The sequence below is a fragment of the Marinobacter shunpengi genome, assembly GCF_045449715.1.
Classification (GTDB): Bacteria; Pseudomonadota; Gammaproteobacteria; order Pseudomonadales; family Oleiphilaceae; genus Marinobacter.
On sequence record NZ_JBJJLA010000010.1, the window covers coordinates 146512 to 168580 of the forward strand.

General features: G+C 60.9%; 20 protein-coding genes. All 20 read right to left on the bottom strand.

The genetic code is table 11. From position 1 onward, the window contains the following. Positions 1–20 precede the first annotated feature (20 nt). Positions 21–1082: a calcium/sodium antiporter gene (locus ACJO3T_RS05250; RefSeq protein WP_406962090.1), complete on the bottom strand. Its 1062-nt coding sequence runs from the start codon at positions 1080–1082 to the stop codon at positions 21–23. Positions 1083–1184: 102 nt separating this feature from the next. Next, positions 1185–1787: a DUF938 domain-containing protein gene (locus tag ACJO3T_RS05255; protein WP_406962088.1), complete on the bottom strand. Its 603-nt coding sequence runs from the start codon at positions 1785–1787 to the stop codon at positions 1185–1187. Positions 1788–1834: 47 nt separating this feature from the next. Next, complete coding sequence (locus ACJO3T_RS05260; RefSeq protein ID WP_406977980.1) at positions 1835–2272, bottom strand: hypothetical protein; 438 nt, start codon at positions 2270–2272, stop codon at positions 1835–1837. Between the two features lie 155 nt (positions 2273–2427). Continuing rightward, positions 2428–2793, bottom strand: coding sequence for a MerR family transcriptional regulator (locus tag ACJO3T_RS05265; RefSeq protein WP_406962084.1), 366 nt, complete (start codon positions 2791–2793; stop codon positions 2428–2430). Next, complete coding sequence (ihfA, locus tag ACJO3T_RS05270; protein WP_328188909.1) at positions 2777–3076, bottom strand: integration host factor subunit alpha; 300 nt, start codon at positions 3074–3076, stop codon at positions 2777–2779. Before ihfA ends, ACJO3T_RS05265 begins: the two co-directional genes overlap by 17 nt. 2 nt (positions 3077–3078) lie before the next feature. Further along, positions 3079–5451, bottom strand: a complete 2373-nt coding sequence (gene pheT / locus ACJO3T_RS05275) for a phenylalanine--tRNA ligase subunit beta (RefSeq protein WP_406977981.1) — start codon at positions 5449–5451, stop codon at positions 3079–3081. A 62-nt stretch (positions 5452–5513) separates the two neighbouring features. Next, entirely contained in the window at positions 5514–6512 is a 999-nt protein-coding gene (gene pheS, locus ACJO3T_RS05280) for a phenylalanine--tRNA ligase subunit alpha (RefSeq protein WP_406977982.1), read from the bottom strand. Between the two features lie 229 nt (positions 6513–6741). Beyond that, positions 6742–7095 carry a 50S ribosomal protein L20 gene (gene rplT / locus ACJO3T_RS05285; protein ID WP_328188913.1) on the bottom strand — a complete coding sequence of 118 codons (354 nt, stop codon included), beginning with the start codon at positions 7093–7095 and terminating at the stop codon, positions 6742–6744. A 30-nt stretch (positions 7096–7125) separates the two neighbouring features. Beyond that, on the bottom strand, positions 7126–7317 hold the full coding sequence (gene rpmI, locus ACJO3T_RS05290) for a 50S ribosomal protein L35 (RefSeq protein ID WP_406962077.1): 192 nt from the start codon (positions 7315–7317) through the stop codon (positions 7126–7128). 93 nt (positions 7318–7410) lie between these two features. Continuing rightward, positions 7411–7956 carry a translation initiation factor IF-3 gene (gene infC / locus ACJO3T_RS05295; protein ID WP_328188925.1) on the bottom strand — a complete coding sequence of 182 codons (546 nt, stop codon included), beginning with the start codon at positions 7954–7956 and terminating at the stop codon, positions 7411–7413. After that, positions 7953–9878, bottom strand: a complete 1926-nt coding sequence (thrS, locus tag ACJO3T_RS05300) for a threonine--tRNA ligase (RefSeq protein ID WP_406977983.1) — start codon at positions 9876–9878, stop codon at positions 7953–7955. The genes infC and thrS overlap by 4 nt, the downstream gene beginning before the upstream one ends. Positions 9879–9988: 110 nt before the next feature. Next, positions 9989–12607 (bottom strand): TRAP transporter permease, encoded by a 2619-nt coding sequence (locus tag ACJO3T_RS05305; RefSeq protein WP_406962074.1) that lies wholly within the window; start codon positions 12605–12607, stop codon positions 9989–9991. A 90-nt stretch (positions 12608–12697) separates the two neighbouring features. Continuing rightward, the gene (locus tag ACJO3T_RS05310; RefSeq protein WP_406962072.1) at positions 12698–13693 is read right to left on the bottom strand and encodes a TAXI family TRAP transporter solute-binding subunit; all 996 of its coding nucleotides are present in this window, start codon (positions 13691–13693) and stop codon (positions 12698–12700) included. Between the two features lie 200 nt (positions 13694–13893). Beyond that, complete coding sequence (gene pepN / locus ACJO3T_RS05315) at positions 13894–16533, bottom strand: aminopeptidase N (protein ID WP_406977984.1); 2640 nt, start codon at positions 16531–16533, stop codon at positions 13894–13896. A 5-nt stretch (positions 16534–16538) separates the two neighbouring features. Next, complete coding sequence (locus ACJO3T_RS05320) at positions 16539–17339, bottom strand: DUF2797 domain-containing protein (protein WP_406962375.1); 801 nt, start codon at positions 17337–17339, stop codon at positions 16539–16541. 46 nt (positions 17340–17385) lie between these two features. Then, complete coding sequence (locus ACJO3T_RS05325; RefSeq protein ID WP_406962068.1) at positions 17386–17637, bottom strand: YeaC family protein; 252 nt, start codon at positions 17635–17637, stop codon at positions 17386–17388. Positions 17638–17838: 201 nt separating this feature from the next. Then, positions 17839–18702, bottom strand: coding sequence for a rhomboid family intramembrane serine protease (locus tag ACJO3T_RS05330; RefSeq protein WP_406962066.1), 864 nt, complete (start codon positions 18700–18702; stop codon positions 17839–17841). A 5-nt stretch (positions 18703–18707) separates the two neighbouring features. Beyond that, positions 18708–19718: a metallophosphoesterase gene (locus tag ACJO3T_RS05335; RefSeq protein ID WP_406962064.1), complete on the bottom strand. Its 1011-nt coding sequence runs from the start codon at positions 19716–19718 to the stop codon at positions 18708–18710. A gap of 2 nt (positions 19719–19720) precedes the next feature. Next, positions 19721–20605 carry an NAD(+) kinase gene (locus ACJO3T_RS05340; RefSeq protein WP_406962062.1) on the bottom strand — a complete coding sequence of 295 codons (885 nt, stop codon included), beginning with the start codon at positions 20603–20605 and terminating at the stop codon, positions 19721–19723. 145 nt (positions 20606–20750) lie between these two features. After that, on the bottom strand, positions 20751–22013 hold the full coding sequence (locus ACJO3T_RS05345) for a DNA repair protein (protein WP_406977985.1): 1263 nt from the start codon (positions 22011–22013) through the stop codon (positions 20751–20753). Between the last annotated feature and the right edge of the window lie 56 nt (positions 22014–22069).

Consider the following 22069-nt stretch of genomic DNA (forward strand, 5'->3'; position numbering starts at 1 on the left):
TGACATCAAGAGGCTGATTGTCAGGAGGCCGTCCGGCGCTGCACCAAATCCCTCACCAACAGTCCCGCCACCACAATCACCACCAACGGTATCAGCCCATAGGCCAGGCCTGCTTCCATCATCGGTAGATAGGACGCCCCCAGGGTCAGGGCTACCGTGTACCATACGTAGCTGACATAGAGCCCCAGGAAAAGCGCACCCTCGAACCGGGACAGGGTGGCACCGGTGAAGAACAGGGGCAGGCAAAGCACCGCCACCCCAACCATGACTGGAATATCCAGCCCCGCCAACTGGCTGCCCGCCACCAGCGGCTCCGGCGATACCAGACCAGACAGGCCCAGTACGCACAGCACATTGAAGACGTTGCTGCCCACCACATTACCGATGGCGATATCCCGCTGCCCCCTCAATGTGGCCATCACGGACGTCATGACCTCCGGCAGGGATGTGCCCGCCGCGACAATGGTCACGCCGATAACTGCTTCACTCACGCCAAGCGACGAGGCGATGCTGACCGCGCTCTCGACCAGCCACCGCGCCCCCAACACCAACAGGGCAAGTCCGGTCGCAACCAGCAGCAGATTCCGCCAGACCGGCACCGAGGGAGTGAGCGCATTATCGTCGGCCTCCACACCGCCTTTACGCCCCTGGATAAACAGGAAAACCGTATACACGATCAATCCGGCAACCAGCAGCCCGGCTTCCCAGAGCGACAACATGCCATTCCAGGCCATGGCCGCAGCGATCGCCGACACCAGGATCATGATGGGTACGTCCTGCCGGATCAGCTGACGGGACACCACCAGCGGTGACACCAGGGCCGCCAGCCCCAGGATAAACAGGACATTGAAGATGTTGCTGCCCACCACATTGGCGATGGCCAGCTCTGTTTCACCGGACCAGGCGGATTTCACGCTGACGGCCAGTTCCGGCGCGCTGGTTCCAAAGGCCACCACCGTCAACCCGATCACCAGCGCAGGTACGCCAAAACTGGCCGCCAGCCGGGCGGCACCCCGCACCAGGAGTTCCGCACCAACAATCAGCAAAACCAGGCCCATGGCCAGTATTAACCAGGTCAACATTATCTTTCCAACCCTCCAGGGATGAGATGGGCATCAGGGAAATTTATCGACAGCACAAACAGTCATTCACACCGGGTGGGTATCCGGTTTCGACCATGCTGGTCACTCCACTTTCTCAAACACCAGAAACCGGTTGTTGGCGGGCATCGCCGCATCCCGTTTCAACTCCAGATCCAGTTCCGAGGCCAGTGCGGTGACATCGTCCATATCCCGCAAGCCCATATGCCCGGCCCGGGCACGGAGGTGGCGATCGAAATCGCGGTTACTGTCGCTGGTAAAAGTGCCATGGTAGTTGAACGGGCCATACAGACAGAAGGTGCCACCAACGGGCAGGCGCTCCGCCACACCCTCGAACATCCGGCAGACTTCTTCCCAGGCCATGATATGGGTGGTGTTGGCGGTGAAGGCATGGTCAAAGGGCGGTAGCTGCCAGGGCCGGTCGCTGACATCCAGCGACCTCGGATCGTCCACATTAGCCAGGTCCGCCTGCTCCAGCCGCAGCCGACACATCCACAGGTTGTCGGGGTGATCGGTGGGCAGCCAGTGCAGATGTGGTAACCGGCTGGCGATGTACTCGGCATGCTGACCGGTACCCGTGCCAATCTCCAGCACCGTTGCCGGTTCAGTGAGCGCCTGGCCCAGTTGCTCCAGGATGGGTTGCCGGTTGTTCTCACAGGCCTGGGAGAAAGGCAGGGGATCAGCCACGGGTTATCCTTTCACAGTAGCAGTAACACTTCCCGACAGGCGTCCCATCAGGCCACCTGACGGGCACGGTTGCCAAAGGCGTGGGAGTTGTCGGAGGTGGGGTCGGTCAGGGCCGGGTTCATCATGAACACCAGTTGCCAGCCGGGAAACTGGAGCCTGTGCTGGAAAGTAAACCGGAACAGGTCCCCCATGGGCGCCCGGCCATCCCGGACCTGGCCGGACGCCAGGGCGATACTGCTGATAACGCCCGCGGTGTAGGCGCGGGCATTGAAGTCTGCGGCCACCATCAGCTTTTCAAGGCCCAGGGTACGCCTGACCAGCTCCGTCACCGTGGACCGCTCCTCCAACAGGCCCACCACCGCCGCCATCTGGGAGGCGTTGGAGACGGCCCGGGAGAAATGCTCAAAGGGCTCCGCCGCCACCGGCAAACCCAGTGCCTGCATGCGGTTCTCGAAAGCGCGATGGAAGGGTGTGTCCGATGTCATGACCGATACCTCCACGGAAGATTCCTGTTCATCAATCTAGCCAAGACTGACCAGGCATTCAACGGCTCTGGCACGCCCGCTTCACCCGGACAGACACAAAAAACCGGCCTTGGAGGCCGGTTTTACTGTCGCAGACAATGACGTGATCATCACCGCTATCTGACCGGTGAATTGAGCACATCCAGCACATCCTCAAGCTCAGTGATCGTCTGCCGGATCAGTTGCCTGTACTGACTGGTGTCTTCCTTGATCTCATGGCTGCTCAGCTTCTGCTTGGCGCCACCAATGGTGTACCCCTGATCATATAGCAGGCTGCGGATCTGGCGTATGGTGATAACATCCGCGCGCTGGTAGTAACGGCGATTGCCCCGGCGCTTGACCGGTGACAACTGGGGAAACTCCTGCTCCCAGTACCGCAACACATGGGCCTTGACCTGACAAAGGTCCGCTACCTCACCGATGGTGAAGTAACGTTTGCCGGGGATGGCCGGGAGTTCGTTGTTATTACTGGCTTCCAGCATAGGTTTCTACTTTCTGTTTCAACTTCTGTCCCGGCCGGAAAGTCACCACGCGGCGCGCGCTGATAGGAATCTCTTCCCCGGTTTTCGGGTTCCGTCCCGGTCGCTGTTTCTTGTCACGCAGGTCGAAATTGCCAAACCCCGACAGTTTCACCTGCTCATTATGGCTGAGTGCGTCTCTGATCTCATCGAAAAAGGCCTCCACCATTTCCTTGGCTTCCCGCTTGTTCAGGCCAAGTTCCTCGTAAAGCCTCTCCGCCATTTCCGCTTTTGTCAAAGCCGCCATTTCTAGCTCCTCAGTGTCGCCCCCAGCTCTTCCTGCAGGGCTTTCACCACCCTGTCGAAGAACTCATGCACTTCGTCGTCATTGAGTGTGCGCTCGGGATGCTGCCAGAACAGGCTGAGCGCCAGGCTTCGCTTGCCCTCGCCCAGTTTTTCGCCTTCATAGACATCAAACGCACGCAATCCGTTGAGACGGTTACCTGCATTGTTGCGAACAACCCGGTCAACGTCTGCAAACGCAATCTCATTTCCGATAATAATAGCCAAATCCCGACGAACTTCAGGGTATTTTGAAAATTCTTTGAAATTAGGCACATATCCGGAAACGATTGAATCCAAGAATAGCTCAAACATAAGGATCGTGCCATCCAGATCCAGTTTTTTCTGCACCTGGGGATGCATGCCCCCCAGCCAGCCCACCGGCTGATCGCCCAGGAACAGCTCTGCGGTCTGCCCCGGATGCAGCGCCGGGTGCTGGCCAGCGGCGAAGCGGACCTCCACACCCAGCAGGTCGAACAGGGCTTCCAGCTCGCCCTTCACATCGAAGAAATCAGCGGCGCGGCGGCCATTGGCCCAGTTTTCAGGCAGTTGCCCGCCGGTAACTATACCGGCCAGCATGGGCCGCTGATCGATTCCATCACCGTCCTTCACGAACCGAAGGCCGGTCTCGAACAGGCGAATCCGGGGCTGCTGACGCTTCTGGTTGTATTCCAGGGTCTTGACCAGACCACTCCAGAGGGTGGTTCGCATCACCGCCAGGTCAGCGGAAATGGGGTTGGCCAGGGCGATACCCTCCCGCTCCGGATCCAGGATTTCCTGGACCTTCGGGTCCACGAAGCTGTAGGTAATGGCTTCCTGGTACCCGCAGGCAACGAAGAAGTTGCGAACGGCGGACACCGGACGCACAGCCTCCTTCGCCGGGCGCATGGCCAGCGAGCCCACCGGCTCGGTCACCGGCAGGTTGTTGTAGCCGTAGACCCGCCCCACTTCCTCGATCAGGTCTTCCTCGATGCCGATATCGGGCCGGTAGCTGGGCACTCTGACGGTCCAGCGGTCGCCGGTCTGGTCGATGATCGCCAACCCCAGACGCGTGAGAATGTCCTCCACCCGGGCCACATCAATGCTCATGCCCAGTACAGCGTTCAGGCGGTCGGAACGCAGGGTTACCTGGCCAGGTTTGGGCAGATGCTCGTCACTGGCCACCTCTACAATTTCACCGGCCTCACCGCCGGTAATCTCCAGCAACAGTGCCGTCGCCCGCTCCATGGCGGCGCGGGCCAGTTCATAGTCGACACCCCGCTCAAAGCGGTGGGAGGCGTCGGTGTGCAGGCCGTACTCCCGGGCCTTGCCGGCCATGGCAATCGGCTCGAACCAGGCCGCTTCCAGCAGCAGGTCACGGGTCTTTTCGGTAACCCCCGAGTGCTCACCGCCCATGACACCGCCAATGGCCAGGGGCTTGGCGTGATCGGCAATGACCAGCGTGTCCGGGGTCAGCTTCACGGTCTGGCCATCGAGCAGCACCAGTTCCTCATCCTGCCTTGCCATGCGCACCACGATGCCGCCCTCGATCTCGGCGCGGTCGAAGGCGTGCAGGGGCTGACCCAGTTCCAGCATCACGTAGTTGGTGATGTCCACCGCCGGATCAATGGAACGGATACCACTGCGGCGCAGCTTCTCCACCATCCACAGGGGGGTATCGACGGACAGGTCCACATTCCGCACGATCCGGCCCAGGTAACGGGGGCACGCCGCCGGAGCATCAACGGAAATGGCCGGTTTTTCGTCATGACTGGCCGGTACCGGCGCCAATTCCGGTTCCCGCACCGGCTCGCCGGTCAGGACACCCACCTCCCGGGCGAGGCCACGCAGGGACAGGCAGTCCGCCCGGTTCGGGGTCAGGTCCACATCAATGGTGATATCGTCCAGCCCCAGGTACTCACGCAGGTCCTGGCCGGTCGTCGCATCGGCAGGTAGCTCCATCAGGCCGGCACTGTCGTCGGACAGGCCCAGCTCTGATTCAGCACACAGCATGCCATTCGACGGCTGACCACGGAGCTTGGCCGCCTTGATCCTGAAATCGCCGGGCAACACCGCACCCACCACAGCAAACGGCACTTTCAGGCCTTCCCGCACGTTGGGGGCACCACAAACCACCTGAACCGTCTCGTCGCCGCTGCTGACCTCACACACTCTTAGCTTGTCGGCATCCGGGTGTGGCGCCACGGACCTGACCTCACCCACGACGACACCGGTAAACGCCCCGGCGACCGACTCGAAACCATCCACTTCCAGACCCGCCATGGTGATCTGGTCCATCAGTTCCTGGGTGCCAATGGCCGGATTAACCCACTCACGCAGCCACTTTTCGCTAAATTTCATGGTAAATGCCTTGTCCTGATGCGATGTTGTCTGGGGGAGCCTCTGAACAACTCCTGGTGTGATTAACGGAACTGACGCAGGAAACGCAGGTCGTTGTCGAAGAACATGCGCAGGTCGTTCACCCCGTAACGCAGCATGGCCAGACGCTCCACGCCCAGGCCGAAGGCAAAGCCCCGGTACTCCTCGGCATCGATGCCACAGTGTTCAAACACCTTGGGATGAACCATGCCGCAGCCCATGATTTCCAGCCACTTGATGCTGCCGTCTTCCTCACGACCCCACTCGATATCCACCTCAGCGGAGGGCTCGGTGAACGGGAAATAGGACGGACGGAAACGCACTTTCAGGTCCCGCTCGAAATACACCCGCAGGAACTCCTCGATGGTGCTCTTCAGGTCGGCGAAGCTGACATTCTTCTCCACCAGCAACCCCTCCACCTGGTGGAACATGGGGGTATGGGTCATGTCGGAGTCACAGCGGTAGACCCGGCCCGGGCAGATCATGCGGAACGGCGGCTTGCCGGCCTCCATGGTGCGGATCTGTACCGGTGAGGTATGGGTTCGCAGCAGTGTGCCCGGATTGAAATAGAAGGTGTCGTGCATGGCCCTGGCGGGATGGTGTCCCGGAATATTGAGGGCCTCGAAGTTGTGGTAATCATCTTCGATCTCCGGCCCCTGCTCGACGGTGTAGCCGGCATTACCGAAGAACTGCTCGATCCGCTGGAGGGTGCGGGTCACCGGATGCAGGCCGCCCAGGTCCTGGCCGCGTCCCGGCAGGGTCACGTCGATGGACTCCCGGGCCAGCCGGTCGGCGATGGCGGCTTCCTCAAGGCTGGCGCGACGGGCGTTGATGGCCTCTTCCACCTGACCCTTGGCCTCGTTGATCTTCTGGCCGGCGGCGGGGCGCTCTTCGGCGCTGAGTTTGCCCAGGGTTTTCGCCTGCTGGGTGATCACGCCCTTCTTGCCCAGGTATTCCACCCGGATCTGATCCAGCGCCTGCAAACTTTCCGCGTTCTTGACAGCCGTAAGCCCGTCCTGAACAAGTTGCTCCAGGTTTTCCATTGATGCCTGCTCCAAACCACAGGGAGTTTCCGGAAAGGCCAACCGGCGGGTCCTGACCGATGACGCTTTTCGGAAGCTCCCTCAATTATTCGGACTAATGTACTGTTCGGGACTGGCCATTTTCAGTCGCCCCAAACAAGAACAGGGGAAGAGCGCGCCCTTCCCCTGTCAGGGAGTGACCGCCGAAACGGTCACCCATCGATCGAAACTCGTCGAAAGAGCCCGGCGATCAGAGCGCCGCTTTTGCCTTCTCCACGACAGCAGTAAATGCCTGCTGCTCGTTCATGGCCAGATCGGCCAGAACCTTGCGATCGATTTCTACTTCAGCCTTCTTCAGACCGGCGATCAGCCGGCTGTAGGACAGGCCATTGGCGCGGGCGCCGGCGTTGATCCGGGAGATCCACAGGGCGCGGAACGCACGCTTGCGGTTACGACGGTCACGGTAGGCGTACTGATGCGCCTTGATGACCGCCTGTTTGGCTACCCGAAAAACACGGCTACGGGCACCGTAGTAACCCTTGGCCTGCTTCATGATCTTCTTGTGACGACGGCGTGCTACCACGCCACGCTTTACACGTGCCATAAACTGATTCCTTCTCTAGAGTCCGGTTGGTTAGCTAGCGATCATACGCTTGATGGAAGCGATATCTGACTTGGCGATCATCTTGGTGCCACGCAGTTGACGCTTACGCTTCGGGCTCTTCTTGGTCAGGATATGACTGGTGAAGGACTGCTTATGCTTGAAGCCCTTGGCGGTTTTCTTGAACCGCTTGGTGGCTCCACTCTTGGTTTTCATCTTGGACATTTCTAAAACTCCGCATTCTGTTTTTCAATCAATAAATGCAATCCTGAACGACAAATCCCCCGCCAGTGCGGGGGACCTGACTGATGATCGGGATTACTTCTTTTTACGGGGCGACACCACCATGGTCATCTGGCGGCCTTCCATCTTGGGCCGTTGCTCTACCTGGGCCAGCTCCTCAATGTCCTGCTCGATGCGGTTCATGAGCTGCATACCGATTTCCTGGTGTGCCATCTCACGGCCACGGAAGCGGACAGTGATTTTGCCGCGGTCCCCGTTTTCAAGGAAACGTATCAGGTTGCGTAGTTTGACCTGATAATCCCCTTCTTCCGTCCCTGGTCTGAATTTCACTTCTTTGACCTGGACCTGCTTCTGCTTCTTCTTCGCAGCGGCCTTGGCCTTCTTCTCCTCGAAGACCTTCTTGCCGTAGTCCATTATCTTACAGACGATCGGATCGGAATCCGTAACCTGAACCAGGTCCAGAGACGCTTCTTCAGCTGACTTTAAAGCCTCTTCGATCGGCACAACGCCAACCTGGTTGCCCTCCGCATCAATAAGCCGGACTTCCGTTGCGTCAATGTTATCGTTGATCCGTGCTTTTGGTGCACGACCACCCCGATTCGCTCGCTGTTTGATAGTCAGTTCTCCGTATTGGTTCTGCCTTTGCGTGCGATTTCTGCTGACAGCAGCTCCTCGAACGCTTCCGGCGACATGGTTCCGAGATCTTCACCTTTGCGGGTTCTCACCGCAACGGCCCCGTTATCGACTTCCTTATCGCCGATCACGACCAGATAGGGAACCTTGTTTAAAGTATGCTCGCGGATTTTAAAGCCGATCTTCTCGTTTCTCAAGTCAGCATTTACCCGATAGCCCGCATTCTGCCACTTTTCTGCGAGATTTCGGCAATAATCCCCCTGGCGATCAGTAATATTCAGGATAGCCACCTGGGTAGGTGCCAGCCAGGTGGGGAAGGCACCCTCGTATTCCTCGATCAGGATCCCGATAAACCGCTCGAAGGACCCCAGGACCGCCCGGTGCAACATAACCGGTGTCCTGCGCTCAGAATTATCCGCCACGTACTGGGCGCCCAGGCGCCCCGGCATGGAGAAGTCCACCTGGATGGTGCCACACTGCCAGACCCGGCCGATACAGTCCTTCAGGGAGAATTCGATCTTGGGCCCGTAGAAGGCACCCTCGCCGGGGAGCAGTTCCCAGTCCACACCTTCCCGGTTCAGGGCCTCTTCCAGGGCCGCTTCGGCCTTGTCCCACACCTCGTCGGAGCCAACCCGCTTTTCCGGGCGGGTGGACAGCTTGTACAGGATCTGGTCAAAGCCAAAGTCCGCATACACCTCATGGAGCATGGCGATAAAGCTGGAGACTTCCTTCTGGATGGCATCTTCCTCGCAGAAGATATGGGCATCATCCTGGGTAAAACCACGCACCCGCATCAACCCGTGCAGCGCGCCGGACGCCTCGTTACGGTGGCAGGAACCGAACTCCGCCAGCCGCAGCGGCAGGTCCTTGTAGCTCTTCAGGCCCTGGTTGAACACCTGGATGTGACAGGGGCAGTTCATGGGCTTGATGGCGAAGTCGTATTTCTCCGACTCGGTGGTGAACATGTCATCCTGAAACTTGTCCCAGTGACCGGACCGCTCCCACAGGGTACGGGAAACCACCTGCGGCGTCTTGATCTCCTGGTAGCCATGACGGCGCTGCATCCCGCGCATGTACTGTTCAACTTCCTGGTACAGGGACCAGCCGTCCGGGTGCCAGAACACCATGCCCGGGGCTTCCTCCTGCATGTGGAAAAGACCCAGCTTTTTGCCTATCTTGCGGTGGTCCCGCTTCTCGGCCTCTTCCAGGCGCTGCAAGTAGGCCTTGAGTTCCTTCTTGTTGGCCCAGGCCGTGCCGTACACCCGCTGCAACTGCTCGTTGCCGGTGTCGCCACGCCAGTAGGCGCCGGCCACCTTGGTCAGCTTGAAGGCCTTGAGTTTGCCGGTGCTGGGCACGTGGGGGCCGCGGCACAGATCGATGAAATCGCCCTGGCGGTAGAAGGACAGATCCTCGTCACCCGGGATGTCCTCGATGATGCGGACCTTGTATTCCTCACCCATGTCGCGGAACAGCCTGATGGCCTCGTCCCGGGACATGACGGAGCGGGACACGGGGATGTCCTGCCTGGCGAGCTCGCCCATGCGCTTCTCGATCCGCTCCAGATCCTCGTTGGTGAACGGGCGGTCGAACTTGAAATCGTAGTAGAAACCGTTGTCGATCACCGGGCCAATGGTGACCTGGGCCTCGGGAAACAGCTCCTTTACCGCCATCGCCAACAGGTGGGCAGTGGAATGACGGATGACATCAACCCCTTCTTCGTCACGGTCGGTGACGATGGCCAGATCGGTGTCACTGTCAATACGGTAACTGGTGTCCACCAGCTTGCCGTTGACGCGACCAGCCAGGGCGGCCTTGGCCAGGCCCGCGCCGATATCAGCGGCCACATCGTGAACGGTGACGGGATTGGGGAAACTGCGATGACTGCCGTCAGGCAGGGTAACTACCGGCATGGGAAAACTCCTCTCAGCGGTGATCCGTACCAAAGACCACGTGTTAACGGGAGCCGCGCTACCAGTGCGGCTCGATCGGGCCGGAGTTTAACAGGAAATCTGCTGGCCTGTCAGGTGGCTGGCGCCGTGTCTGGGGGATTTTCCTTACGCCGGCGCCGGACCTGCAACCAGCCGATCAGACCCAGCAGGGCCAGGGCCGGAATATAGATCAGTTCCCGGGGTGGGCGCTCCTGGGGAACCCGGATGGCATTGATAGTCCAGCCGAAATCCAGACCGGCGTTGGCGGCCGGGCTGTCGAAGCCGACGAAGTCCACCGTGTACACGTCGCCGTCCGGAGCACCCTCGATGCCCATGTTCATCACACGTTGCTGTGGGGTGTCGCCTTCAGCCAGCGGGATCTTGACCCAGGTGGAGCGCTCCTCGTCCCCGGTGAGCGACGGACCGGATGCCTGGGCCATGATGGCATCCACCCGCGGCTGATCCGCCAGCGCCTCCACCTGCTGCACCAGTTCCGACCCGGGGCGCTGCTCGTATTCCGGATAGACCCGGTCCCACCAGAATCCGGGGCGGAACAGGGTAAAGGCGATCAGGATCAGCAGGGCCGATTCCCAACGGTAGCTGCGGGTCAACCAGTAGCCCTGGGTGGCCGCCGAGAACGCCAGGATCGCCACCACCGCGCTGGCGATGGTGATAATCAGATCCAGCGGCCCAGTGAGGCCAATCAGCAGCAACTGCGTGTTGAAAATAAACATGAACGGCAGCACGGCGGTTCGTATATCGTAGGCAAAGCCCTGCACACCGGTACGTATAGGATCCGCCCCGGAGATGGCGGCGGCGGCGTAGGCAGCCAGGCCCACCGGTGGCGTATCGTCTGCCAGGATGCCGAAGTAGAACACGAACAGATGAACGGCAATCAACGGCACCAGCAGGCCATTCTCGGCCCCCAGCGTCACGATTACCGGCGCCATCAGCGTCGACACCACTATGTAGTTGGCCGTGGTGGGCAGCCCCATCCCCAGCAGCAGACTGATCAGCGCGGTGAAGATCAGCATCAGCAACAGGTTGCCGCCGGAGATGAATTCGACGAACTCGGTCATGACCAGGCCGATGCCGGTCAGGGTGACCGTACCCACCACGATGCCGGCAGTGGCTGTCGCCACACCGATGCCCACCATGTTACGGCCACCGGTGGCCAGGGCATGGATCAACTCGGAAAAGCCGCTGCGAACAGTGCCCCCGATGTCGCCGTGCTTGCGGAAGAACGCCAGCAGGGGCCGCTGGGTGATCACGATGAAGATCATGAATATGGTCGCCCAGAAGGCGGACAGCTGGGGCGAGAAGCGCTCGACGGTAAGACACCAGACCAGCACCACCACCGGCAGCAGGAAGTACAGGCCGGTCTTGACCGTGGGACCAACCTCCGGCAGCTCGGTCATATCGCTGGAGCCGTCATCCGACTCCAGGGGCGGAAATTTCGCGGCGTAGGCAACAAGCGCAATGTAGACCAGCAGCAACAGCGGGCCCAAAACCCAGACGGCGGCCTCCCCCATCAGCGACTTGGTCCAGCCAATCCCGTAGTAGACCACCAGGGTCAGCACAATAAGACCGATCAGTAACACCACCCAGGTCAGCATGCGCTGGGCAAGGGTCGGCTTGTTCAGGCGCTCGATGCCCTTCATACCCAGCTTGCAGGCTTCCAGGTGAACGATGTAGATCAGGGCGATATAGGAGATCAGCGCCGGCAGGATGGCGTGCTTGATGACCTCCAGGTAGGAAATACCCACGTATTCCACCATCAGGAACGCGGCGGCCCCCATGATGGGCGGAGTAAGCTGGCCATTGGTGGAGGCAGCCACCTCAACGGCCCCGGACTTGGTGGCCGGGAAACCCACCCGTTTCATCAGCGGGATGGTGAAAGTACCGGTGGTCACCACATTGGCGATGGACGAGCCGGAAATAATCCCGGACAGGCCACTGGACACCACCGCGGCCTTCGCGGGACCGCCCCGCATATGCCCCAGCAGCGCATAGGCGACCTTGATGAAGTAGTTACCCGCCCCGGCTTTCTCCAGCAGCGCCCCGAACAGGACGAACAGGAACACGAAGGTGGTGGAAACCCCCAGGGCAACCCCGAACACACCCTCGGTGCCGAGCCACTGGTGAGACGCAAGCTTCTGCAGGCTGGCGCCCTTGTGGGCAATCACATCCGGCATCCAGGGACCGGCCAGGGAATAGGTGATAAAGACTGCGGCGACCACGGTCAGCGGCAGGCCAAGTGCACGCCGGGTGGCCTCCAGCAGCAGCACGAGCCCCCCCAGAGCGACCACCAGATCCCGGGTAACAGGCGCGCCGGGACGGTCAGCCAACTGGTCATAGAAAATAAAAAGGTAGGCCGCTGAAAACGATGCCGCCAGGGCCAGAATCCAGTCAAACCAGGGAATATGGTTGATATGCCGCCCCCGGAACATGGGGAAGGCGGTAAACGCCAGGAAGGTGGCAAACGCCAGATGGATGGACCGGGCTTCGGTGGAATTGAACACCCCGAAATCCACCATGAACGGCAGCGGGGACGCAATCCACAACTGGAATAGCGACCACACCAGCGGAACGACGAACAGCAGGACCGACGACGGTCCCGTTAACGCCCTGCCCCCGGTTTCCGTCTGTAGTACTTCGTGAATCTTCGAGACATCAACACTGTCGGAAGCAGACGGGTCGCGTTTGCTCATGGGCCGGTTCCATCGGAAATTCAGTGGTCAGATACAAACCGCCGGAGGACTCGGCCTCCGGCGGTACGATTACAACTGAGTGCCGGACCGTCAGTCGATCAGGCCTGCCTCACGGTAGTACTTCTCGGCTCCCTTATGCAGCGGAGCACTCAGGGCATCAGATACCATCTCTTCCTTCTTGAGGTTGGCGAAGGCCGGGTGCAGGCGCTTGAAGCTGTCGAAGTTCTCGAACACCGCGCTGACCACTTCGTAGACCACGTCCTCATCCACATCGGCGGAGGTCACGAAGGTAGCGGCCACACCAAAGGTGGTCACATCCTCGTCGTTACCGCGATACATGCCGCCCGGGATGGTGGCAACCCGGTAGTAGGGGTTGTCATCGACCAGTGTCTGGGTGGCATCGTTGTCCACTGCCACGATGGTGCTGTCACAGGAAGTGGTGGCCTCCTTGATGGCACCGGACGGGTGGCCCACGGTATAGAAGAAAGCATCGATATTGCCGTCACACAGGGCCTGGGACTGTTCGGCGGCCTTCAGTTCAGCGGCCAGGGAGAACTTGTCCATGGTCCAGCCCATTTCATCCATCAGCACCTCGGCCGTGGCCCGCTGACCGGAGCCGGGGTTACCCACGGACACCCGCTTGCCTTCCAGGTCCTCGAAGGTCTTGACGCCGGAGCCCTTACTGGCGACCACGGTGAAAGGCTCAGGGTGCAGGGAGAAGACCGCGCGGAGGTTCTCGTTCTTGCCGTCGTCCTCGAACTGGCTGGTGCCATTGTAGGCGTGGTACTGCCAGTCGGACTGGGCAACCGCCAGGTCCAGTTCACCCTGACGGATGGCGTTCAGGTTGTAGACGGAACCGCCTGTGCTTTCCACGGAGCAACGGATGCCATGCTCCTTGCGATCCATGTTGACCAGCCGACAGATCGCACCACCGGCCGGGTAGTAGACACCGGTGACACCACCGGTACCAATGGTCACGAAGCGCTGGTCCTGCGCAGACACCGACATGGAGCCCGCTGCCAGGCCAACGGACGCTGCGATCGCCAGGGTGGAGGCTTTGAGTCTCAGATCTGTTCGGATTGCCATAGACGATTCCTTCTTGATTCGCGTTATTGGTCGAACCCCCGGCCCCCCGGACTGCCAAAAGCGACAGCGGGGCTATCCGGCGGCTTTCCAGCCGGACGTTACAATACGTCACATTCTCAGCTTGTTAGAAAATAGCCCACATTGGCCCCAAAATAAAGCCGACTATGGGACTAAGCGCCTGAGTCTCCAACCATTCTCGGCTAGTCGGCCAGACTCTTGTGGACGATCTCGTAGACATCACGGGACAGACCATCCTTCTCCCGCACCGACTCCAGAGCCTTACGCATGCCTTCGCTGTAGACATGGGCGAACTTCCGCCATCGGGTCAACGGTGCACACAGCCGGGCAGCAATCTGCGGGTTGCTGTCGTCCAGGCGGCGAATGGTGTCCGCCAGGAACTGGTAGCCGGACCCATCCTGCTCGTGGAAATGGGCCAGGTTCTGGCCGGCAAAGGCACCCACCACGCAGCGGATCTTGTTGGGATTCTTCCAGTCGAAGGCCTCATGCTCCAGCAACCGACGGACTGCCGCCAGATCCCCGGATACCGGACTGCCTGCCTGGATGGAAAACCATTGTTCCACCACCTGCGGGTCCTGGTGCCACTGCTGGTAGAAGGCATCCAGGGCGCGGCTGCGCTCGTCCCCGAAGGGGGAATTCACCAGGGCCCGCAGGGCGCCGGACTGGTCGGTCATATTGGTGGCGGAGTGGAACTGTTCCAGCGCCAGGTCCCGCGCCTGCTCGTCACCGATATGCAGCAGCCAGGCCAGCGCCATGTTGCGCAGGCTGCGACTGGCCACATCCTCCGGCGTCACCTGGTAGTGTTCCGCCGGCTGCTGGCGCCGGTAGCAGGCCAGCAGATCGTCCCGCAGGGCGGTGGCCAGCGCCTTCAGCACCCGCTCCCGGGCGTGGTGGATAATCTGCACATCCGCCCCATCGGAGAGTTCGATCAGATAGGCCTCGGACGGCAGTTGCAGCATCTTGGCCACCAGCGCCTGGTCCGCATCCCGGTCATTAAGCAGGGTGCGGCTGGCCTCGATCAGCCGGTCGTCCACGCTGGTGTCGGCGTGCCCCGACAGCTCGCGGATCACATCCACTGCCAGACGCTGACCGGCATCCCAGCGATTGAAACCGTCGCTGTCATGGCTCATCAGGAACATCAGCTGATCGCGGCTCCAGGAGTAGTTCACCCGCACCGGCGCCGAGAAATCCCGCAGCAGTGACGGTACCGGGCGACTGTCGATGCCGGTGAACTCGAAGACATGTTCCTCATCGGTCAACTCCAGCACCCGGGTGGTGTCCCCCTGCTCGCTCTCTCCGGACAGGGTCAATGGAATGTCATTGCCATCCTGATCCAGCAGCCCCAGGGCGAACGGTATGTGCTGGGGCTTCTTGTCGGTCTGGCCCGGGGTGTCCGGAATGCTCTGGCGAACGGTCAGGCGATAGACCTGCCCCGCCTCGTCATAGTCGTCCTCCACCGCCAGCACGGGTGTGCCAGCCTGTTCGTACCACAGGCGGAACTGGCCCAGGTCACGGCCACTGGCGTCTTCCATGGCTTTGACAAAATCATCCGTGGTCACCGCCTGGCCGTCATGACGCTCGAAGTAGAGATCACTGCCCTTGCGGAACAGCTCCGGCCCCAACAGGGTGTGGATCATCCGCACCACCTCGGCGCCCTTCTCGTAGATGGTCAGGGTGTAGAAGTTGGAGATCTCCATGTAGGACGCCGGGCGCACCGGATGCGCCATGGGACCGGCGTCCTCGGCGAACTGGGCGGTACGCAGCAGGGTTGCGTCCTCGATACGCTTGACCGTGGGCGAGCCCATGTCGGCGGAGAACCGGGAATCCCGGAACACCGTGAAACCCTCCTTCAGGCTGAGCTGGAACCAGTCACGACAGGTCACCCGGTTGCCGGACCAGTTGTGGAAATACTCGTGGGCGACGATGGCCTCGATGCGCTGGAAGGCCATATCGGTTTCCGACTCCGGGCTGGCCAGTACGCAGGACGAGTTGAAGATGTTCAGGCCCTTGTTCTCCATGGCGCCCATGTTGAAGTCGTCCACCGCGACGATCATGAAGATGTCCAGGTCGTATTCGCGGCCATAGACCTCCTCGTCCCAGCGCATGGCCCGTTTCAGGGAGTCCATGGCGTGGCCGGTCTTCGTGGCATTGCGGGGTTCCACATAGATACGCAGGTCGATGTCACGACCGAACAGGGTGGTGAAGCGGTCCTTCTTCTCCACCAGGTCCCCGGCCACCAGGGCAAACAGGTAGCTGGGCTTGGGGAACGGATCTTCCCAGGTGACGAAGTGACGGCCACCCTCCAGGTCGCCCCGCTCCACATCGTTGCCGTTGGACAGCAGGATCGGGTAGGACGCCTTGTCCGCCTCGATACGGGTGCGATAGCGGGCCATGACGTCCGGGCGGTCCGGGAAGAAGGTGATGCAACGGAAACCCTCCGCCTCACACTGGGTGCAGAACATGCCGGAGGATTTGTACAGCCCCTCCAGGCGGGTGTTGTTCTGGGGCTCGATCCAGGTGACCACCTGCAGCTCGAAGGCATCCGGCACCGACGGCACCACCAGAAGCTCGCCCCGGTCCTCGAACTGGCCCGCCTGAAGCTCACGACCGTCCAGGTGGACGGATTCCAGGGTCAGGGAATCGCCGTTGAGCTCAAGCTGTTCCGCCGGTCCCGTGGCCTCCGGGTTACGGCGTATGCTCAGGGTGCTGTGTACCCGGGCGCCGTCCTCGAACAGCTCGAACCGCAGGTCCACGTGATCCACCAGGAAGTCCGGTACCCGGTATTCACTCAGATAGATGGTTTTCGGTTGGCTTGTGCGCATTGGTCTTACTCCGATAAAACCCGTACACGGACGTTGTAGGCCGTATACTTGCGAATATTGATAACGCCGGTGTCCAGCATCAGGTACTGCCCCTTGATCCCCTGAAGAACACCCGTGACCACGGGCTCCTTGTCCAGATTATGGGGCTTGACCTTCTCCGGCCAGGTCTCCACCGGATAATCCAGAGTCCAGACCGGATCATCGGCGGTTTCGATGGTGCCCTGACCATGTTCGACGGCCAGTTGTTCCAGATCCGGCGTAATTTTCTCCAGCAGTGCTGCCCGCTCGGCCACCAGATCCATTTCCGGCGCCTCGCCCTTGAGCATGGTGCGCCAGTTGGTGCGATCCGCCACATGCTGTTTGCAGGCCACTTCCACCAGGCCCGCGAGGTAGCGGGTTGCCACCCGCAGCATGGGAATGGCCGCCACCGCCCCCTGGTCGATCCAGCGGGTGGGCACCTGGTTGGCCCGGGTAATGCCCACCTTCAGTCCGGATGAATTGGCCAGGTAGACCACGTGGCCGGTCATGCAGTGGGTCTCGCCCCACTCCGGCTCGCGGCAGGTGCCCAGGTGATAGTGGCACTTCTCCGGGCTCATGATACAGCTGTCGCAAGCCGCCAGCCGCTTGAAGCAGGGATAGCAGTAGCCCTGGTTGAAGCTCTTGCTGGTCTTGCGATTGCAGTGGACACAGCGGATCTCACCACTAAAGGTAATTTCTATCGGCTGCCCGATCAGGTCGTTCAGGGCCAGGCCGTGGTCACCTACCTTCAGGGTATAGCCTACAGGGGTTTCTGCCACCGCCGGCATTTTCACCAGGCGGCCACTGAGTTCGATGGTTTCGCTCAAGACCACCTCAGCTTACGATGCGGATGGTGTCTTCGCCGGGGTCCTTGCCGGAACCACAGGACTGGCGCTCGATGTACCCTACCCGCTCATGCTCGGGAATATTGTGGGTTTTCTCGTAATGGATCACGGCCTCCAGGCAGATCCGGCGCTGCTCGCCGGACACCTTGCGGCCATCCGGCCATTTGCCCAGCTCGATGGCCCGGCGCAGGTTCTGGTAGACGGTAGGATCCAGGCGTTGAATTAATTCTTCGTAAGTCATAAAAAAGTGCCCGAAAGGGTTTGACACCCTTAAACGAAAATGATTATCATTAACCCACCAAATGACGCGGTCGTTTCATTTGGTCTCTCTCATCAGGAGCTTCCGAGCTCATTTATGCCCCACCTTTTGGTGGGGCTTTTTTTATGTCCGAACTAAAAGCCCAGGAGTCTGCGCGGTGGAAATCGCACGGACTCCTCGCACTCAGGTCGCCCGTTGCAGTCGAGGGGGTGGCATCACAAGAGCCATCAGCAATCCACCCAGGAACCCCCCCAGGTGCGCCTCATTGGCCATGCGACCGATTCCCAGCCAGACCGGTAACGGAGTGAATCCAATGATCATCCACACCAGGGCAAAGGTCACCAGGGCCGGCGGAAACTGGAAACGGGGCTGCCGTTGCTGACTGAGCCAGCAGTAGCCCAGCACCCCGTAGACGACCCCCGACAACCCACCAAACAGCGGCCCCGAGACCAGGTACTGCAGCGTGTTGGAGGCCAGACTGGTCACCAGGAACAGCGCCAGGAAGCGCCCCCGGCCATCCATCCACTCCACCTGGCTGGCCAGGAACCACAGCATCACAGAGTTGAACAGGATATGCATCAGGCTGAAGTGGAGGAAATCCGGCGACACGAGTCGCCAGATCTGGCCACTGGCAAGGCTGCCCGTCAGGGCGTCCAGCCGCTGCGCGAACGTCTGCCAGTCGTGATAGCGAGGGTCCACGTACATGAAGACCGCGGACATGATGTTTTCCCCAAGCCCGGTCAGCCAGGCGACCACCGCGGCCACAATGATCAGCCCGAACACCATCGGTGAATGCCTGGGTGCCGGTTGCCAGCGACCACCACGGAACGGCGCCCGGCTGGCCTGGTTCACCCGGTCACGGACATCGTCCCGGGTCATGTACTGCTCCAGCGCGGCCAGCACCGGTTCCTCATGGTCGGGGTTGTCCAGCCACAGCACCTGGACATCGGACTCCCGGGTGATCTGGTGTTTCACCCCCTGGTGTCCCAGCCAGGTGCTGAACCCGGACAGGTCGTCCCCGGTCTCCAGTTCCTTGATTCGATGCAAGCCTCTTACCTCGCGACGCTGTCTTCGGTCTGGGGAGCGCCGCTGATTTCCGGGCGCTCCACGTTCACGTAGACGAACTTCTCGGGTAACAGTTCCCGTTCGTCGTCCAGGCGGTAGGCCACCAGCTTGCCGTATTTCACGGCACTGTAATCCAGGCAGGCTACATTGGGTTTCAATGGGGCGGGCTCGCCCTCCATCCAGTAGTGACCCACAAAAACCGGGCGTTCGCCAAGGGGATACCGGATGATCTCCGATCGTTCCTTCTCGGATAGCTCGCGGCGGGCCACCTCCTCCGGCAACGGGTCGGGCTGGAACACCACATCACCATAGGTGCGGGGATCGTCGGCCCAGAATTTGGTGCGGAAGAACCTGCGGGTGTAGCCATCCCGCCCGGTGATGGTCGTGCCATCCGGCAGGGGCAGGTCCGTGCCCCGCAGCAGCGTATCCATGACCTGTCCGGCGAAGGACTCGATGGCCGCCGACGCATGCAGGAAATCCTCGTCGATACAGGGGCTGCCCTGGGATTCCAGGAACTGGCGAATCAGACGCTCGTCCCAGCAGGCATGTACCACCCGGAAGCGCTCCTCCTCGATGAACAGTGGCAGGGTGTAGAACCATTCCAGGAATTCGTTCCATTCCTGGGGATGGTGATCGAACTGCTCCAGGGTTTCCTGGATCAGTCGGTTATGGCGCGCATTGTGCTCCCGCAGGAACTCCTTGCCACTGCCTGGCCGGGCCCGGGTGCAATAGCCCAGGGCGTTGTATTCATGGTTGCCCATGACGATCCGGGCGGAGCCATGCTCCACCATGTCTCTGACCAGGTGCAGCGCCTCGCGGATCCGGGGGCCCCGGTCAATGATGTCGCCGATAAAGATCGCCTGGCGCCGGTCATGCTGGTAGACGCCGTTGCGCTTGCGGTATCCCATCTGCTGCAACAGGTGTTCAAGGGTACGGGCGCAGCCATGGATATCGCCGATGATGTCGTAGCCCCGGGAGGCCGGTCTTACACTTGCCATGATTAACTCGCTGCTATCTCGCTGGCCCAACCGAGTTTCTCGCGGCAGGTGGCGTAGAAATTGTGATCCTTGGGATGGATCAGGCGGATCTTGAAGGGCTTCTTGGTGATACGGATGATATCCCCCGGGGCACAGGCGATGTCCATCTGGCCATCAAAGCTGATCTGGGGATAGGTCTCATTGGTGTCGCCGATCACCAGTTTGATCTCACTCTTGCCATCCACCACGATGGGCCGGCTGCTCAGGGTATGGGGAAACATGGGCACCAGCACCACCGCATCCAGCTTGGGGTGCATGATGGGCCCGCCGGCGGACAGGGAATAGGCCGTGGAACCGGTGGGGGTGGACACGATCAGTCCGTCGGACCGCTGGCTGTACACGAAATGGCCGTCGATATAGAGATCGAACCCGATCATCCGGGTGGACTTGCCCGGGTGCAACACCACATCATTCAGGGCACTGCCGTAACCCAGTGGCTGCCCGTCCCGCTCCAGGTTGCCATCCAGCAGGAAGCGGTTCTCCTCGATATATTCGCCCCGCAGTACCTTTTCCAGACGCGCTTCCAGCTCCGAGGGAGAGATGTCGGTGAGGAATCCCAGGCGACCTCGGTTGACCCCGAGGATCGGAATCTTGGACTTGGCCAGCTCCCGGGCCGCCCCCAGCAGGCTGCCATCACCGCCGACGACGATGACCAGGTCGCAGATTTCACCCAGCAGCTTCTTGCTGGCCACCTGAAGGCCGTGACCGGGCAGCATGCCCGCCGTGTCCTGCTCCAGGATCACCTGGTAGTTTTCATTGAGCAGGTAGGTCTTGAGGGACCTCAGCGTTTCGACCACCTTGACACTGCCCATGCGGCCGATAACACCGATATTCCTGAATTGATCCATTAACTCTCTCAGTCTGTCAGTCGCGATGTCTGGAAGCGTCCGGGGACCAGAGATTGGCTGGCCCATTCCCGGAAGCCTCCCATCATCTTAACGAATTACGGATCAATTCTGAAAAAGATTGTCCGGTGGTCAAGGTCGGTGAAGGTTAACGGTGATCGTCGCAACGGTCGTGCACGCCCGCCTCGAACTCGCCGGGCTGGCTGATCCGCAGGACCGGCTGGCCACAGGTCTGCCCTTTCTTCTTGCCCGGGGCACGGCAGACGGGGTTCTCGTAGTGGTCCAGCCAGCGACGGTAGTCCGGTTCCGAGAGTCCACACTTTTCCGCCGCGTAGCCGGTGGGGTTCTCGAAATAACGGCGGAGGTCGTTGTAGGGCAGGGTCAGGTGACCGACACCAGCGTGGTAGCCCACCAGGAAAACCTTCTGGTCCTGCAACTGGCGAATCAGGCTGTCCTCGTCCGGGGCCTTGTTGCGGGCCTCATTCAGGGCCTGCTCCAGTTCCCGGGTGAGTTCCCCCATACTGTCCAGCTCCCGCTGTTTGCGCTCCAGTTGCTCGCGCAGCAGGACCACTTCCGCCTGGGCGGCTTCCTCCATACCCTGGGGCGCCTCCGACGCTGCCGCCCGGGCCTCATCCAGCTGCTGGCGCAACTCCTCCACCTGGAGGTCCCGGCGCTCCAGGCGCTTCTTCACCTTCTTCGCATCGAGCCTGGTCCGTTCCAGCTTCCGTTCCAGCTCGGTCATCTTTTCCTGCCAGGCGCGATGTTCGAGCCTCTGTTCCCGCTGCATGGCCGCCAGGGAATCCCGGTGGGCGCCCTGCAGGGTCTTGATACGCAACCGCTGCTCACGAATCATGTGGGCCAGCCGGTTCCGCTGGGCCCTGGCCTCCTGGCTGGCGACCTCGGCGTCCGGCTTACCCAGCGCGGTACGCAACACGGGGATCTGCTCGTCGTCGGACGAACTCTTGCGCTTGTACTTGAGATGGTTGGCCGTCACGGCCTTGCGGATGGTCTGGAAGTGGTTGGACCCCGGCGTCATGTCCGGATCCCAAAGCTCGGACTGGTAGCGCTTCTCGGGACACAGACTGCGGCAGACCAGACGGATGGGCCCCGCCCCCATATCCGGGCCGGCCGAGCCCTTCATGACCAGTGCCTCCACCGGAATGTTCCAGTGACTGTCAGCGCGCCCTTCCTCGTCAAAGTAGATCCGGAAGAACACCAGCCCCCGCACCAGCAGGTCGGTACCGATCTGCACGAACACTGCCTGCACGTCGGTGTCCGCCAGGTCCGACAGGCCCACGTAGCCGTCCAGGAAGGCGTCAAATTCGGTGGCCCGCATCTGACGCGCCACCTCGATACCATCCATGAGGAAAACGGCGGAATATCCTTCTTCGGATGGATCGGCTAGAGCCATTTAAACCCTCCGGCTAAAAGAAACCTGAGTTACCAAATATTGTGACGTCAGAGAGG